Raw genomic sequence first — 15,300 nt, 5'->3', positions numbered from 1 at the left:
CCCGAAGGCGCGTGGCACCGGTGCTGAGCGTCCCGATCTCGAATGGAGCACCAGATGACCCTCGTCGCCGGAGTCGACTCCTCGACCCAGTCCTGCAAGGTCGTCGTCCGCGACCTCGAGACGGGCGCGGTGGTGCGCATCGGGCGCGCCTCGCACCCCGACGGCACCTCGGTGGATCCCGCGTACTGGTGGGACGCGCTGCTCGCGGCCCTCGCGGAGGCCGGCGGCCTCGCCGACGTGGCCGCGATCTCCGTGGGCGGCCAGCAGCACGGCATGGTCGCGCTCTCCGCCGACGGCGAGGTCATCCGCGACGCGCTCCTGTGGAACGACACCCGCTCGGCCGGGGCCGCCGCCGACCTGGTGGCGGAGTTCGGCGCCTCCGCGCTGGCCGAGCGCACGGGCCTGGTGCCCGTCGCATCGTTCACGTCGACCAAGCTGCGCTGGCTGCGCGACGCCGAGCCGGAGAACGCCGCGTGCGTCGCCGCCGTCGCCCTCCCCCACGACTGGCTGACGTGGCGCCTGCGGGGCTACGGCCCCGCGGCTACAGCCCCGCTCGGTCCGGACCTGGACGCGCTCACCACGGACCGCTCCGACGCCTCGGGCACCGGCTACTGGAGCGCGGCCACCGGCGAGTACGACCGCGAGCTCCTCGCCGCGGCGCTCGGGCACGATGCGACGGTGCCGCGCGTGCTCGGCCCGGGCGAGAGCGCAGGAACCGTGCTCGAGGAGATCGCCGGTCACGCCGGCTGCCTCGTGGGCCCCGGCGCGGGCGACAACGCCGCGGCGGGTCTCGGGCTCGGCGCCGCGGTGGGCGACGTGATCGTCTCGCTCGGCACCTCCGGAACGGTGTTCGCCGTGACCGAGCAGGGCTTCAGCGATGCCAGCGGGACGGTCGCGGGCTTCGCGTCCGCCTCGGGCGAGCACCTGCCGCTCGTGTGCACCCTCAACGCGTCGCGCGTGCTCGACGCGTTCGCGCGGGTGCTGGGGGTCGGCTACGACGAGCTCGGCACGCTCGCCATGGACGCCGAGCCTGGCGCGAGCGGCCTCACGCTCGTGCCGTACTTCGAGGGCGAGCGCACCCCGAACCTGCCGGATGCCACCGCGTCGCTGTCCGGGATGACGCTGGCCAACACGACGCGCGAGAACATGGCCCGCGCCGCGATCGAGGGCATGCTCGCCGCGCAGTCCGTGGGTATGGAGGCCATCCTGGCCGCGGGCGTGACCGCCAGGCGCGCGCTGCTCGTGGGCGGCTCGGCGCAGAACCCGGCCGTGCAGGCGATCGCGGCCCAGGTCTTCGACGTGCCCGTCGAGGTGCCCGAGCCCGGCGAGTACGTCGCCGCCGGCGCCGCCGTGCAGGCGGCCTGGGCGCTCACGGGCGAGCGCCCCGACTGGCCGCTCGCGGTCGTCGCGGCACCCCCGCAGGACACCAGGCCCGCGATCATGGCGCAGCACCGCGAGGCGGCAGCCGCTTATCTCGGCTGATCGGCGTCCATCCGGTCGAGCCAGTCCTGGAGCAGCGCGGCGACAAGCGTCGGTCGTTCGAGGTGCGCGTGATGGCCCGCCGCGTCCAGCACCGCGAACGTGCCGCGCGGATAGTGATCGCGGCGCGCCCAGCCATCCTCGTAACCCGTGACATGGTCCTGCCGGCCGAACACGTGCACCGACGGCCGCGTGAACGGCGCCGGACGCGCGTCCTCGGGCTCGGCGTCCAGCGCGTAGTCGGCGGCGACCGCGTCCATCACCGCCTGATCGGCGTCCCTCAGCCCCGGCTCCACCCAGCGCAGCTGCGCGGCGAGGGTCTCCGGTGTCTCGATCACCGCGATCTCGCGGAAGGCCTCCCCCGCCGCGCCGGCACGCTCGACGAGCGCATCGTCCCTCATGAGCGGTCGCGGTGTCGGGAGACGTCGCGACTCGTGACGAGGCTCGAACACGCCGACGAGCGTCGCGAGCCCCAGGGCCCGGGGCTCGCTCACGTGCGCGATGTACCGCGCGAGCTGCGCCCCGAACGAGTTGCCGAGCACCGCGAAGGGTTCGTCGCCGAGCCGGTCGGCGATCCCCTCGACCAGCGCCTCGGCGATGCTCTGCGCTCCGCCGGTCTGCGGCCCGGTCCAGCCCGGCGCCCACGGCAGGTCGACGTAGAGGCGCCTCCATCCGCGACCGGACAGCGCATCATCGAGAGGCAGCACGATCCTGTGGTCGACGCCGAATCCGTGGAGCATCACCACGGGCCGACCCTCACCGCGTTCCGTCACGAACATGACGACACCCTACGAGCACGGTCGGACAGCCCCGCCCCGACCACGGCATCGTCCCTCGACGGGCGCCTGTCGGAGCGCGCGCGTAATGTCCGTATTCAGGGCCTCCACCGGCCCCGGAGGGGCGGACATGACCATCAGCTTCGTGCTCGAGGCGATCGTGGTGCTCGGCTCGATCGTGCTCGGCACGCGCGCCGGCGGCATCGGCGTCGGCGTCTGGGGCGGCGTGGGCACGTTCGTGCTCGTCTTCCTCTTCGGGGAGGCTCCCGGCGGGGCGCCCATCACCGCCATCGGCATCATCCTCGGCGTGGTCACGGCCGCCGCGCTCATGCAGGCCGCAGGAGGCATCGACTGGATGGTCGCGATGGCGGCACGCGTGATCGAGAAACGCCCCAAGCAGATCACCGTGATCGCGCCGCTCACCGCGTTCCTGTTCTGCGCGGGGGCGGGCACGGGCAACATCGTGTTCCCGCTGCTGCCCGTGGTCTACGACCTCTCGGTGAAGAACGGCATCCGGCCCGCGCGACCCCTCACCGTGACCGTGGTGCAGTCCGGCATCGCGCTCGCCGCGTCGCCCGTGTCCGCGGCGATGGCCGCGATGCTGACCTTCACCGACGTCGCGCCGTACAACCTCGGCCTCGCGCAGATCCTCGCGATCACCTTCCCCGCGTGCGTCATCGGCATCGTGGTGACGTCGCTCGTGGTCAACCGCATGTGGAGGGACATGGACGATGACCCGGAGATCCAGGAGCGCATCGCCGCCGGCGCCGTCGCCGCGCTGAGGGACGGCGGGGGCGGCAGCTCGACCGCCCACCTCACCTTCACCGCGCGGGGCCGCAACGCCGCCATCGCGTTCCTGCTCGGGGTGTTCGCGATCGTGGCGTTCGGGATCTTCGAGGGGCTGCGTCCGTCGTACACCGTCGACGGCGAGACCGTGCGCGTCGACATGGGCGTGACGATCATCCTCGTGATGCTCGTCGTCAGCGCGATCATCATCTTCGTGGGGTGTCCCAAGGTCGGCTCCGTGCCCGACCAGTCCGTGTTCAAGGCGGGCATGGTGGCCGCGATCGCTCTGTTCGGGATCGCGTGGCTGACGGCGACCTTCATCGCCGCCCACGAGGAGTACATCGTGTCGACGGTCGGCTCCTGGGTCACCGACTTCCGCTTCATCTTCGCGCTCGCGGTGTTCCTCGTCGCGGCGATGACGACCAGCCAGTCGACCGCGACCAACACCATCGTCCCCATCGGACTCGCGGCCGGGCTGCCCGTCGGCTCGGTGGCGGGCATGTGGGCAGGCGGCCTCGGCGGCGTCTACACCCTCCCCGCCAACGGTCCGCAGATCGCGGCCGCCAACTTCGATGAGACCGGGTCGACCAAGCTGGGCACCAAGCTGCTCGATCACAGCTTCTTCGTGCCGATGCTCATCCTCTCGGTCACTACAGTCGGGGTCGGCGCGCTCATCGGCGCATTCTTCTGACCCGCATCCGCACGGAAAGGCGTTCACCCATGCCCGCATCGTCCATGGCCGCGAAGGTTCGCGACCTCATGCCCGGAGTCATCGCAGATCTCGAGGAGCTCATCTCGATCCCGTCCGTGGCGTTCCCGGGCTACCCCGAGGAGCCGGTGAACGCGATGGCGTCGCGGACGCTCGAGCTGGTGCGCGAGGCCGGCTTCGCCGACGCGCGCCTCATGGACGTGCCGTGGGGCTACCCGCCCATCTACGGCGAGATCCCCGGCCCTGCGGGCTCGCCGACGGTCGTGCTCTACGCGCACTACGACGTCCAGCCGGCCGCGATGTCGCAGGGGTGGACCTCCGAGCCGTTCACCCCGACCCGCAAGGACGACGGGCGCATCTACGGCCGCGGCGCCGCCGATGACAAGAGCGGCATCGCGACCCACCTGGGCACGCTGCGCGCCTTCGGAGGCGAGCCGCCGTGCACCCTCCGGATCATCCTCGAGGGCATGGAGGAGACCGAGAGCAACCTCGAGGAGTTCGTCGAGGCGCACCCCGACCTGTTCCAGTGCGACCTCTTCGTCGTGTGCGACATGGGCAACCTGGTCGCCGGCGAGCCCGTCCTCACCACCGCGCTGCGCGGCGACGTCTCCTGCAAGGTCACCGTCCGCACGCTCGACCACCCGCTGCACTCGGGCGTCTTCGGCGGCGCCGCCCCGGACGCGATGATGGCGCTCGCGCGCCTGCTCACCTCGCTCGTGGACGATGCGGGCGACGTGGCCGTCGCCGGCGTCACCGGCGGCTCGTGGGCGGGCGCGGTGCAGAGCGAGGAGAGCTTCCTCGAGGGCTGCCCGCTGCTGCCCGGCGTCTCGCTCGTGGGCACCGGGACCATCTCCGACCGGCTGTGGGCGAAGCCGTCGATCAACGCGATCGGCGTCGACATCACCTCGATCGCGGACTCCTCGAACGTCATCCACCCGGCGGCGAGCGCGAAGATCTCGATGCGCATCGTGCCCGGTACGGACCCGGAGGCGGAGCTCGACGCGCTTGTCGCGCACCTCGAGACGCACGCGCCGTGGGGCGCGCAGGTCGCGGTCGAGCGCGTGAAGGCGGCGCCCGCGTTCCTGGTGCCCGGCGGCGGCGCGGCGGTGTCGGCGGCGCGCGAGGCCATGGCGGAGGCCTTCGGGATGGAGGTGAGCGAGGTCGGCTCGGGCGGCTCGATCCCGCTGCTCCAGACGCTGCACGAGGCCTGCCCGACGGCCGAGTTCGTGCTGTGGGGGCCCGAGGACATGGAGCTGTCGCGCATCCACGCGTCCGACGAGAGCGTCGACCCGGCGGAGATCGAGCGGATGGTGGTCGCGCAGGCGCTGCTGCTGGAGAAGCTCGGCGCCCAGGGCTGACCTGCGGCTCCGGTCCTCCCTGCATCGTTCGCTCTTCCCCGACCGGCCCCGCGGCGATAGCCTGCGAGGACGGGCGTGAGGGCGCCCCGTGGGACGCACCTGGGGAGGCTGCGATGACCTACAAGGACGAGCTCGGCTTCGTGGGGCATCCCGAGCTGCCGCACGGCTACCTCCCGTATCTGGGCGCGCACCCGCGGCGCCGCGACGACTGGATCGGACGCCTCGCGCTCGCCGCGGGGACGATGCTGCTGTTCCCCTTCGCGATCGTGCTCGGCCACGTGAGCCTCGGGCGGTTCCGCGCCGGGAGCGCGCGGAACCGTCGCGCCGCGGTGGGCGCTCTGTGGCTCGGCTACGGGGCCCCGACCGTCGCTGCCTTCGGGTTCGCGGTCGCGCTCATGTGGATCGCGGCGGCGGGGGTCGGCCTGCTCGGCTGAGAGGCGTCTGAACCAGCACACCGCCCCTCCACAGGGCGCGTCCGTCTTGTCCTGATTGTCAGACCCTGCTGTTTGACTAGGGGCTATGGACGTTCCGAGCCTTCTTGATGCCGAGCCTGGCGGGGGTGAGACCGCTGTCGGCGGGTTCGCGCGGGCGTGCGCGGCGGCGCGGGAGTCGGTGGGGACGATGCGGGCGCTGACGGCCGAGGGCGGGTCGCCGGGTCGGGAGGTTCTCGGACAGCTCGAGGCGGTGGCGCTGCTGGCCCGGGAGGTCGACATGGTGCTGGCGCGGCTGAGCCGGGAGGCGCAGCGCCTGTCGGACGAGACCCCCGGTGGCGGGCTGGCACGCCGGCACGGGCATCGCGGTGCCGCGGACCTGGTGGCGTCGACCACGGGCGGCACCCGCGCCGAGGCTCAACGCCTCCTCGATGCCGGTCGGGCGCTCGAGGGGGTCGAGCCTGCACCGGCCGCGAGCGGAGCCGGTGCGAGCGAGGATGGTGCGGCCGATGCGGCCGGGACTGCCGTGCCCGTGCCTGTTCCGGCGCCGCGTCACCCTCATGTCGCGGCCGCGTTGGATCGCCTCGAGATCTCGGTGGACTGCGCCACCCAGATCATCGACATGCTCGACGCCCTCGAAGAGCGCGTGGAACCGGACCGGCTGACGCGTGCCGAACGGGAGCTGGTGGCGCGGGCGCGGGGGATGTCGGCGACACGGTTCGCGGCCGTGGTGCGCCGCACCCGCGCCGCCCTCGACATCCACGCACACGAGAAGAGCCTGGCGCGGATGCGGGCCGGCCGGTGGGTACGCATGCACGAGGACCGCGACGGGATGATCGTCCTGAACGGCCGTCTCGACCCCGAGACCGCCGCACCCGTGCGCGCGGCCCTGGACGCTCTCGTCGGCGACGCGATGCGCCGCTCCAAGGACGCCGTCGGCGAAGACACGCGCTCCACCGACCAGATGCGCGCCGACGCGCTCGCCGGGCTATCCCGTCACGGTTTGGGCTGCGCTGCCACGGACCTGCCCCTGTCGACCGTGACCGTCGTCGTACGCGTAGCCGAGAAGGACCTCCACGAAGGGCTCGGGCTGGGCGAGGTCGACGGCACCTCCACACCGGTCGACGTGGCCACCGTGCGCCGGATGGCCGCCGACGCGCACCTCATCCCCGCCGTCCTCGGCTCCCGAGGCGAGCTGCTCGACCTCGGACGGCGCCGACGCCTCTTCACAAGGTCGCAGCGCCTGGCCCTGGGCGAACGCGACGGCGGCTGCGCCTTCTGCGGCGCACCCCAGGCCTGGACCGACGCCCACCACATCCGCTGGTGGGGACGCGACCACGGCCTCACCGACCTCGCCAACGGCGTGCTCCTGTGCGGCCACTGCCACACCACGGTCCACACCCAAGGCTGGGACATCCACGCCACCGCCACCACCATCGACTTCATCCCGCCCACCAGCGTGGACCCCGCGCGACGGCCCCGCCCTGGAGGCCGACGCCGCTTCCACGCACCCCACGGACTCGCAGCTCGCCACGACCCCGACGCCGAACCAGCACCACCACCCGACGCCTCCTGACACCGGACCTGGCGGCCCCGGCACGGCGAAGCGCGCGTCGGTGAAGGCGAGGGACGCTTGGAGGTGAGCAAGCGCGACGGTATGGGGGTCAGGGCATCTCGGGGAGGACGAAGCTCCAGCCCTCGGCGAGGCGCTCCGTGACGACCTCGATGACCGCGTCGACGGTGCCGGAGCGGTTGCCGCCGCCGTCGTGGAGGAGCACCAGCTCCCCGGGGGTCATCGCAAGCCGGAGACGCGAGGCGAGGACCGCCGGATCCTGGTCCACCCAGTCCTCGATGACGTTCGCCACGTCGAGCGGCTGCATCCCCAGCCGGACCGCGACCGGGGCCGTCTGACCCCACGAACCGTTGGGGGCGCGCCAGTACGGCACCGGCACCTCGTCCCCGACCGCCTCCTCGATGATCGCGAGGTTCTTCAACATGTCGTCCCGGACGTCGAGCGCGTGCCAGGAGCCCATGTCCTCGAAGGACGTCGAGTGGTTGCACAGGACGTGACCGTCCGCGACGATGCGCTGCAGCACCTCCGCCCCCGAGGGGATGGGGGAACCATCGGCCGTGGTGCCTGCGGGACGCTGGATCTCCGCGCCGATGACCGCGAACACCGCCCGGATCCCCCGCGCCTTGAGGAAGTCGAGCAGACGGATCGTGTCGAGGCCGTTGGGGCCGTCGTCGAAGGTCAGCGCGCAGGCGGGGCCGGGAAGCGCGAGACCCCCGCTCGCGACGCGGCGAACGGGGGTCTCGCTGAGCATGGCTCGGGTCCTCTCGACCGGTGGCGTCAGCCCTCGACGCCGGCGCGCTGCAGGATGATCTCCCGCACGCGGCCCGCATCGGCCTGGCCGCGCGTCGCCTTCATCACGGCGCCGACGATCGCACCCGCTGCCTGGACCTTGCCGTCCTGGATCTTCGCGAGCACGTCGGGCTGGGCCGCCAGCGCCTCGTCGACGGCCTTCTCGAGCGCCGAGTCATCGGAGACGACCTCGAGGCCGCGGGACGCGACCACCTCGGTCGGCGAGCCCTCACCCGCGAGGACGCCCTCGAGCGCCTGGCGCGCGAGCTTGTCGTTGATCTTGCCCTCGTCGATCAGCCCCTGGAGCTCCGCGATCTGGTCGGGGGTCACGGGCAGGCTGGTGAGCGCGACCTCGCGGTCGTTCGCGACACGGGACAGCTCGCCCATCCACCACTTGCGCGCGGCCTGCGCGGACGTGCCCGTCTGCACGGTGGCAGCGATGAGCACCAGCGCATCGGCCGCGACCACGTCGCGCATCTCGAGGTCGCTGAAGCCCCACTCCTCGCGCAGGCGCGCACGCATCTTGGCGGGGTGCTCGGGGATGGTGCTCCGGAGCTCCTCGACCCACTCGCGCGACGGCTGCACCGGCAGCAGGTCCGGCTCCGGGAAGTAGCGGTAGTCCTCCGCCTCCTCCTTGGAGCGGCCAGGCGTGGTCGAGGAGGTGTCCTCGTGCCAGTGGCGGGTCTCCTGCACCACGGGCTGGCCGCCGAGCAGCAGCGTCGCCTGACGCGCGGCCTCGAAGTGCACCGCACGCTCGATCGCGCGCAGCGAGTTCACGTTCTTGGTCTCGGAGCGCTTGCCGAACGGGACGTCGTCCTGCGACTCCCCCGCCACGGCCTTGGGGCGCAGCGAGAGGTTGACGTCGGCGCGCACCGAGCCCTGCTCCATGCGGCCGTCCGAGATGCCGAGCGCCCGCACGATGTCGCGGATGGTCGCGACGTAGGCGCGCGCCACCTCGGCGGTGCGGTCGCCCATGCCCGTGATCGGCTTGGTGACGATCTCGACCAGCGGCACGCCGCCGCGGTTGTAGTCGACCAGCGAGTAGTCGGCGCCCTGGATGCCGCCCGAGCCACCCACGTGGGTGTTCTTGCCGGCGTCCTCCTCCATGTGCGCGCGCTCGATGCCGATCTCGACCACGGTGCCGTCATCGAGGACCACGTCGAGGGAGCCCTCGTAGCAGGTCGGCTCGTCGTACTGCGAGATCTGGTAGTCCTTCGCGAGGTCCGGGTAGAAGTAGTTCTTCCGGGCGAAGCGCGAGGACTCGCGGATCGAGCAGCCGAGGGCGAGCCCGAGGCGGATCGCCGACTCGACGGCCTTCTCGTTGGTCACCGGCATCGCGCCCGGGAGACCGAGGCAGACCGGGCAGACCTGGGTGTTGGGCTCGGCGCCGAACTCGTTGGCGCAGCCGCAGAACATCTTGGTCTTCGTGTTGAGCTCGACGTGGACCTCGATGCCGAAGACCGGGTCGAACTCCTCCATCGCCTGCTCGTACGTCATCGTGGTCACTCGGCCACCTCCAGCTCCGGGGCCTGCGCGGACAGCGGGCCGCCCCACTCGGCGGTCAGCGACGCCTCGAGGGCGGCACCGATGCGGTACAGACGGGCGTCCTCGTGGGCCGGCGCCAGGATCTGGAAGCCGACCGGCAGGCCGTCCTCGGGCGCGACGCCCGAGGGCAGCGACATGCCGGGGATGCCCGCGAGGTTCGCGGGGATGGTCGCGATGTCGTTGAGGTACATCGCCAGCGGGTCGTCGATGCGCTCGCCGATCTTGAACGGCGTGGTCGGCGTCGTGGGCGACACCAGCACGTCGCACTGCGCGAAGGCCGCGTCGAAGTCGCGCTGCACCAGCGTGCGGACCTTCTGAGCCGAGCCGTAGTAGGCGTCGTAGTAGCCCGCCGACAGCGCGTAGGTGCCGAGGATGATGCGGCGCTTGACCTCGTCGCCGAAGCCCTCGGCGCGGGTCGCGAGCATCGTCTTCTCGATCGTCGACTTCTCGACGCGCTTGCCGAAGCGCACCGAGTCGAACTTCGCGAGGTTGGACGAGGCCTCCGACGGGAGGATCACGTAGTACGCGGCGAGCGCGTACTCGAAGGACGGGCACGAGACCTCGACGATCGCGGCGCCCATCTCGCGCAGCCGCGACAGCGACTCCTCGAAGCGCTGGGTCACGCCGGCCTGGTAGCCGCCGTCGGCACCGCTCAGCTCGCGGACCACGCCGATCTTGACGCCCGTCAGATCCTGACGTGCGCCCTCGAGCGCCGCGTCGACCACGGCGGGGACCGGCTCGTCGAGCGACGTCGCGTCCATCTCGTCGTGGCCGCCCATGACCTCGTGCAGCAGCGCGGTGTCGAGCACCGTGCGGCCGCAGGGCCCCAGCTGGTCCAGCGAGGAGGCGAGCGCGATCGCGCCGAAGCGGCTCACGCCGCCGTAGGTGGGCTTCACGCCGACCGTCGCGGTGACCGACGCGGGCTGGCGGATCGAGCCGCCCGTGTCGGAGCCGATGGTGAGGGGCGCCTCGAAGGCCGCGAGCGCCGCGGCCGAGCCGCCGCCCGAGCCGCCGGGGATGCGGTCGAGGTCCCACGGGTTGCGGGTCGGACCGTAGCCCGAGTGCTCCGTCGAGGAGCCCATCGCGAACTCGTCCATGTTGGTCTTGCCCAGGATGGGCATGCGCGCCTCGCGGACGCGGCGCGTCACCGTCGCGTCGTAGGGCGGGATCCAGCCCTCGAGGATCCTCGAGCCGGCCGTGGTGGGCAGGCCCTTGGTGACGAGCACGTCCTTGATGCCGATCGGCACGCCGGCCAGGCGGGGGAGCTCGACCCCGGCGGCACGGTCCGCGTCGACCGCGCGGGCGGTCTCGAGCGCGCCCTCGGCGTCGATGTGGAGGAAGGCGTGGACGGGTCCGTCCACAGCGGCGATGCGGTCGAGGTGCGCCTGCACCAGCTCGACCGAGGTGACCTCGCCGGCGGCGAGGGCGTCGGCCATCTGGGCGGCGGTGGCCCGGGTCCAGTCGTTCATCAGGCCTCCTCCCCCAGGATCTGCGGCACGCGGAAGCGTCCGTCCTCCGCCTCGGGGGCGGCGGCCAGCGCATCGTCCTGCGCGAGGGACGGGCGGACCACGTCCTCGCGGTGGATGTTGGCCATCGGGATCGGGTGGCTCGTCGCCGGGACGTCCTCGCCGGCGACCTCGGCCACCTTGGCGACGGCGTCGACGATCACGGCGAGCTGGCCCGAGAGGCGGTCGAGGTCCGCGTCGGTCATGTCGATGCGGGCGAGCGCCGCGAGGCGCGCCACATCGGATCGCTCAAGGGAAGACATGGCGACGAGTCTAGTGGCGCATGCGGCCGCTCACGGCGCCGCGGGCGGCTCCCACGAGTAGCCCAGCAGCCGCACCGCGCCCTCGGGCGGCTCTCCGCCCTCGAGGGGGACCCGCGTGATCGAGCCGTCCGCGTTGTCGACGACCACCCAGTCGAGCTCGGCTCGCCGGGAGAAGCCCATCCGCTCGTACAGGCGGTGCGCGACGTGCATCGTGTCCATGGTCGACAGGACGATGCGGCTCGCACCAGCCGCCACGGCGCGCTCCATCGCGGCCCGCGTGAGGTCGCGTCCGATGCCGCGGCCCCGCTCGATCGGCGAGACCGCGAGCATGCGCAGCTCGTACTCGTCGTCGGACGCGAGCTCGATGAACGGGCTTCCCGGCGGCACCAGGGTGATGGTGCCCACGATCGCACCCTCGCCCTTCTCGCCGTCCATCATGGCGAGCAGGTCGGCGCCCTCGGCGCGCGCTTTGGCGTCGCGCAGCTGCGGCAGGTACGGATGGGCGTGGTCGACGAGACCGTCGGCCAGGTAGGCGAGCGCGGTGAGCTCGCCGATCTCCTGGAGCCGGGACTTGTCGTCGGGGCTGATGACGCGGACGGCAGATCTCACTGTGGCCCCTCGTTCGGGTCGATGCGGCGGTCCCAGTGCGGGGTGGACGTGTCGGACGGGGTGCCCTCGACGGGGTCGGGGTGTTGGCCGGTCGGCCCGCGGCCCGGGTCCTCGCGCGGCGCGGGCGGCTGGCGGCGCGCCAGGCTGATCGCGACCACGGCGACGAGGACGGCGAGCACCACCACCCCGGCGACGATGCCGATGATGAGCGCGGTGTTCATGAGGTGTTCCTCCCTCCCCCTCGCCGCCAGCCTACCCACGGCAGGGCGTCGCAGGGAGGGGTCCGCGACCGGGATCAGCACGAACCCGGTTCGGCTACGACAGCCCCGCGGGACCGCCCTCGAGCAGCATGACGAACTGTGCCTCGTCGAGCATGGGCACCCCGAGCGCCTCCGCCTTGGCCGCCTTGGAGCCGGCGTTCGCGCCGAGCACCACGTAGTCCGTGTTCTTGGAGACCGAGCCCGCCGCCTTACCGCCGCGGGAGATGATCGCCTCCTTGACGGAGTCGCGTGTGAAGCCCTCGAGCGAGCCGGTCGCGACGATGGTGAGCCCCTCGAGGGTGCGCTCGATGGTCTCGTCGCGCTCGTCGGCCATGCGCACCCCGGCGGCGGCCCAGCGCTCGACGATCTCCGCGTGCCACGGCACCGTGAACCACTGCAGCACCGATTCCGCGATGACCGGTCCCACACCGTCGACCGCCGCGAGCTCCTCCTCGGAGGCGGCGCGGATCGCGTCCATGGACCCGAACTCGGTCGCGAGCGCGCGCGAGGCCGTCGGGCCCACGTGCCGGATCGACAGCGACACGATGACCCGCCACAGCGCCTGGCTCCGCGCGGCCGCGAGGTTGTCGAGGAGCTTCTGCGCGTTCGCCGAGAGGTCGCCCGCCTGGCGCACCACACCCTTGATCTTGGAATCCTTCTCGAGCACGAAGAGCGGGACGTTCCGGAGATCCTCGGCCGTCAGCGCGAACAGGCCAGCCTCGTTCGCGAGCACGCCGCTCTCGACCAGGGCGGCCGCCGCCTTCTCGCCGAGCACCTCGATGTCGAAGGCGCCGCGCGAGCCGATGAACGCGATGCGGTCGACGATCTGCGCGGGGCATGACTCCGAGTTGGGGCAGCGCAGGTCCTTGTCGCCCTCCTTCTGCTCCGCCAGGGGCGTGCCGCACGACGGGCAGTCGGCGGGCATCGTCCACTCGCGCTCCGCGCCGGTGCGCGCCGCGACCACCGGGCCGACGATCTCGGGGATCACGTCGCCCGCCTTGCGGAGCACCACCGTGTCGCCGATGAGGACGCCCTTGCGCTTGACCTCGTGTGCGTTGTGAAGCGTCGCGAAGGTGACGGTGGAGCCGGCGACCAGCACCGGCGTCATGACCCCGTACGGCGTGACGCGGCCGGTGCGACCCACGTCGACGCGGATGTCCTCGAGCGTGGTGTGGACCTCCTCGGGCGGGAACTTGTACGCGATCGCCCAGCGCGGCGCGCGGCTGGTCGAGCCCAGCGCCCCCTGCACCGCACGGTCGTCGACCTTGAGCACCGCGCCGTCGATCTCGTGGACCAGGTCGTGACGCCGGGACTCGAGGTCGCGCAGGTACGCCTCGACCTCGGCGACGCCGTTCACGCGCCGCGCGTGCGCCGTCACCGGCAGCCCCCACGAGGCGAGGACGTCGTAGATGCCGTGCTGGGTCCCGATGGCCGGGTGCGGCGTTGCGTCGCCCCACTCGAGCGCGCCGAGCGCGTACGCCGTGAGCGCGAGCGGCCGCGTCGCGGTCACCGCGGCGTCCTTCTGGCGCAGCGAACCCGCGGCCGTGTTGCGCGGGTTCGCGTACGGCGCCTTGCCCTCCTCGAGCAGGCGCGCGTTGAGCTCCTCGAAGGCCGCGACCGGGAGGTAGACCTCGCCACGCACCTCGACCAGCGCGGGGACGTGGTCGCCAGACAGGCTCTCGGGCAGACCCGCGATGGTGCGGACGTTCGCCGTGACGTCCTCGCCGGTGGTGCCGTCGCCGCGGGTGACGCCGCGCACCAGCGTGCCGTCCTCGTAGGTGAGCGAGATCGACAGCCCGTCGATCTTGGGCTCGCAGACCACCGGCTGCTCGCCCGCGTCCTTCTCGACCCGCGCGAGCCACGCCTCGACGTCCTCGATCGAGAACGCGTTGTCCAGGCTCATCATCCGCTCGCGGTGGCGCACCGACGCGAAGCCCTGGGCCACCGCGCCGCCGACCTTCTGGGTGGGGCTCTCGGGGGTCGCGAGCTCGGGCCACTGCGCCTCGAGGTCGCGCAGCTCGCGCTCGAGGACGTCGTACTCGGCGTCCGAGACGGTCGGGGCGGCGAGCTCGTAGTAGGCGTGGCGGTGAGCCTCGATCTCCTGGACGAGCTCCTGATGGCGGGCGCGGGGGTCGGTCACGGTCCTATCCCACCACGGCCTACCGACACCCATGCACCGGCACTACCCTTGCCGCATGTCCCCGCGCCACGCCCGTCCGTCGCGCGGCGCCGTGCGCGCCGCGGCGGCCACGGCGACCACGGCGGCCTTCGCCGCGATCGGCCTCGCCGCAGCGCTCGCCTCGTGCTCGGCGTCGACCGACACCACGGGTGCCGAGGCCTCCCCCACCTCCGCCGTGGAGAGCCCGACGGCGGCCGCCAGCCCGTCGCCCTCCGCCACCGCATCGTCCGAGGCGTCGCCCGAGCCCACCGAGACTGCGAGCGCCGCACCGAGCGCCTCGCCCTCCCCGAGCGCGACGGTCAACGCGTATGCGCGCCCCGAGTGGCTGGGCGCCACGGTGCTCGAGAAGCAGGAGAACGGCCTGGGCGAGCCCGGCGGCACGCCGGCGGCCCTGCGCGACCGGCAGCTCGAGCCGCGCCCGGGCGCCTACCCCGACCCCGAGGACGATGCGTGGTTCGCCGAGGTGTCCGCGGTCCCGGACGACGTGCTCGCGCGCTCGAGCTGGCGCGACGAGTGCCCGGTCCCGCCCGAGGACCTCGCCTACATCGTCATGCCGTTCTGGGGCTTCGACGACGAGCCGCACACGGGCGAGATGATCACCTCCGCCGAGCACGCCGAGGCGATCGTCACCGTGTTCGAGAAGATGTACGAGCGCCGCTTCCCCATCGAGGAGATGCGCGTCACCACGTGGGACGAAGTCAACGGGGATCACACCGGCGACCAGAACGTCACCATCAGCTTCGAGTGCCGCCACGTCACGGGCGGCTACGACCGCTGGTCGCAGCACGCGAGCGGCCTCGCGATCGACATCAACCCGTTCCACAACCCCTGGCGACGCGACGGCTACGTGTTCCCGGAGCTCGCGCGCGCCTACCTCGACCGCGACTGGCACCGGCCCGGCATGATCGACGCGAAGCAGAGGACCGTCTCGGACTTCGAGAAGATCGGCTGGAGCTGGGGCGGCAACTGGGTCGAGCTCGACGACTGGATGCACTTCTCCGCGACCAACCTCTGACTACCCTGGTACGACGCACCCGT

The 15,300-nt window shown here is 72.5% G+C and carries 14 protein-coding genes; 6 read left to right on the top strand and 8 right to left on the bottom strand.

Annotated elements, in window-relative coordinates; translation table 11 throughout:
* Positions 1-54 precede the first annotated feature (54 nt).
* Entirely contained in the window at positions 55-1,482 is a 1,428-nt protein-coding gene (gene xylB, locus TR42_RS06370) for a xylulokinase (protein WP_042214250.1), read from the top strand.
* Here xylB and TR42_RS06365 read toward each other — a convergent pair.
* Positions 1,470-2,258, bottom strand: a complete 789-nt coding sequence (locus TR42_RS06365; RefSeq protein ID WP_042214109.1) for an alpha/beta fold hydrolase — start codon at positions 2,256-2,258, stop codon at positions 1,470-1,472. The two genes, xylB and TR42_RS06365, sit on opposite strands and share 13 nt — an antisense overlap.
* Positions 2,259-2,385: 127 nt before the next feature.
* Between TR42_RS06365 and TR42_RS06360 the strand changes: the two genes are divergently transcribed.
* From TR42_RS06360 to TR42_RS06345, 4 genes are all read left to right on the top strand, one after another.
* Positions 2,386-3,732, top strand: a complete 1,347-nt coding sequence (locus tag TR42_RS06360; protein ID WP_042214107.1) for an anaerobic C4-dicarboxylate transporter family protein — start codon at positions 2,386-2,388, stop codon at positions 3,730-3,732.
* A 29-nt stretch (positions 3,733-3,761) separates the two neighbouring features.
* Complete coding sequence (locus TR42_RS06355; RefSeq protein ID WP_042214106.1) at positions 3,762-5,108, top strand: M20/M25/M40 family metallo-hydrolase; 1,347 nt, start codon at positions 3,762-3,764, stop codon at positions 5,106-5,108.
* 113 nt (positions 5,109-5,221) lie between these two features.
* Complete coding sequence (locus TR42_RS06350; protein WP_042214105.1) at positions 5,222-5,542, top strand: hypothetical protein; 321 nt, start codon at positions 5,222-5,224, stop codon at positions 5,540-5,542.
* An 85-nt stretch (positions 5,543-5,627) separates the two neighbouring features.
* Positions 5,628-7,115, top strand: a complete 1,488-nt coding sequence (locus TR42_RS06345; protein ID WP_052405698.1) for an HNH endonuclease signature motif containing protein — start codon at positions 5,628-5,630, stop codon at positions 7,113-7,115.
* A gap of 88 nt (positions 7,116-7,203) precedes the next feature.
* On the opposite strand, the gene TR42_RS06340 is transcribed toward TR42_RS06345, so the two are convergent.
* The 7 genes from TR42_RS06340 to ligA form a co-directional block, all read right to left on the bottom strand.
* Entirely contained in the window at positions 7,204-7,863 is a 660-nt protein-coding gene (locus TR42_RS06340) for a polysaccharide deacetylase family protein (RefSeq protein ID WP_042214103.1), read from the bottom strand.
* Positions 7,864-7,889: 26 nt separating this feature from the next.
* Positions 7,890-9,398: an Asp-tRNA(Asn)/Glu-tRNA(Gln) amidotransferase subunit GatB gene (gatB, locus tag TR42_RS06335; protein ID WP_042214247.1), complete on the bottom strand. Its 1,509-nt coding sequence runs from the start codon at positions 9,396-9,398 to the stop codon at positions 7,890-7,892.
* 5 nt (positions 9,399-9,403) lie between these two features.
* Positions 9,404-10,915: an Asp-tRNA(Asn)/Glu-tRNA(Gln) amidotransferase subunit GatA gene (gene gatA, locus TR42_RS06330; protein WP_042214101.1), complete on the bottom strand. Its 1,512-nt coding sequence runs from the start codon at positions 10,913-10,915 to the stop codon at positions 9,404-9,406.
* A complete protein-coding gene (gene gatC, locus TR42_RS06325) occupies positions 10,915-11,214 on the bottom strand; it encodes an Asp-tRNA(Asn)/Glu-tRNA(Gln) amidotransferase subunit GatC (protein WP_042214099.1) in 300 nt (99 codons plus the stop codon). Before gatC ends, gatA begins: the two co-directional genes overlap by 1 nt.
* A gap of 30 nt (positions 11,215-11,244) precedes the next feature.
* A complete protein-coding gene (locus tag TR42_RS06320) occupies positions 11,245-11,823 on the bottom strand; it encodes a GNAT family N-acetyltransferase (RefSeq protein WP_201770783.1) in 579 nt (192 codons plus the stop codon).
* On the bottom strand, positions 11,820-12,044 hold the full coding sequence (locus tag TR42_RS06315) for a DUF6479 family protein (protein ID WP_042214097.1): 225 nt from the start codon (positions 12,042-12,044) through the stop codon (positions 11,820-11,822). Before TR42_RS06315 ends, TR42_RS06320 begins: the two co-directional genes overlap by 4 nt.
* Before the next feature lie 94 nt (positions 12,045-12,138).
* A complete protein-coding gene (gene ligA / locus TR42_RS06310; protein ID WP_042214095.1) occupies positions 12,139-14,256 on the bottom strand; it encodes an NAD-dependent DNA ligase LigA in 2,118 nt (705 codons plus the stop codon).
* Between the two features lie 22 nt (positions 14,257-14,278).
* Here ligA and TR42_RS06305 point away from each other — a divergent pair, with 22 nt between their 5' ends.
* Positions 14,279-15,277: a M15 family metallopeptidase gene (locus TR42_RS06305; RefSeq protein WP_052405697.1), complete on the top strand. Its 999-nt coding sequence runs from the start codon at positions 14,279-14,281 to the stop codon at positions 15,275-15,277.
* The last annotated feature ends 23 nt before the right edge of the window (positions 15,278-15,300 follow it).

The organism is Demequina mangrovi, from assembly GCF_000759715.1.
Taxonomy (GTDB): domain Bacteria; phylum Actinomycetota; class Actinomycetes; order Actinomycetales; family Demequinaceae; genus Demequina; species Demequina mangrovi.
The sequence above is the reverse complement of the archived record's forward strand: the minus strand, read 5'-3'. Positions and strand labels throughout refer to the sequence as shown.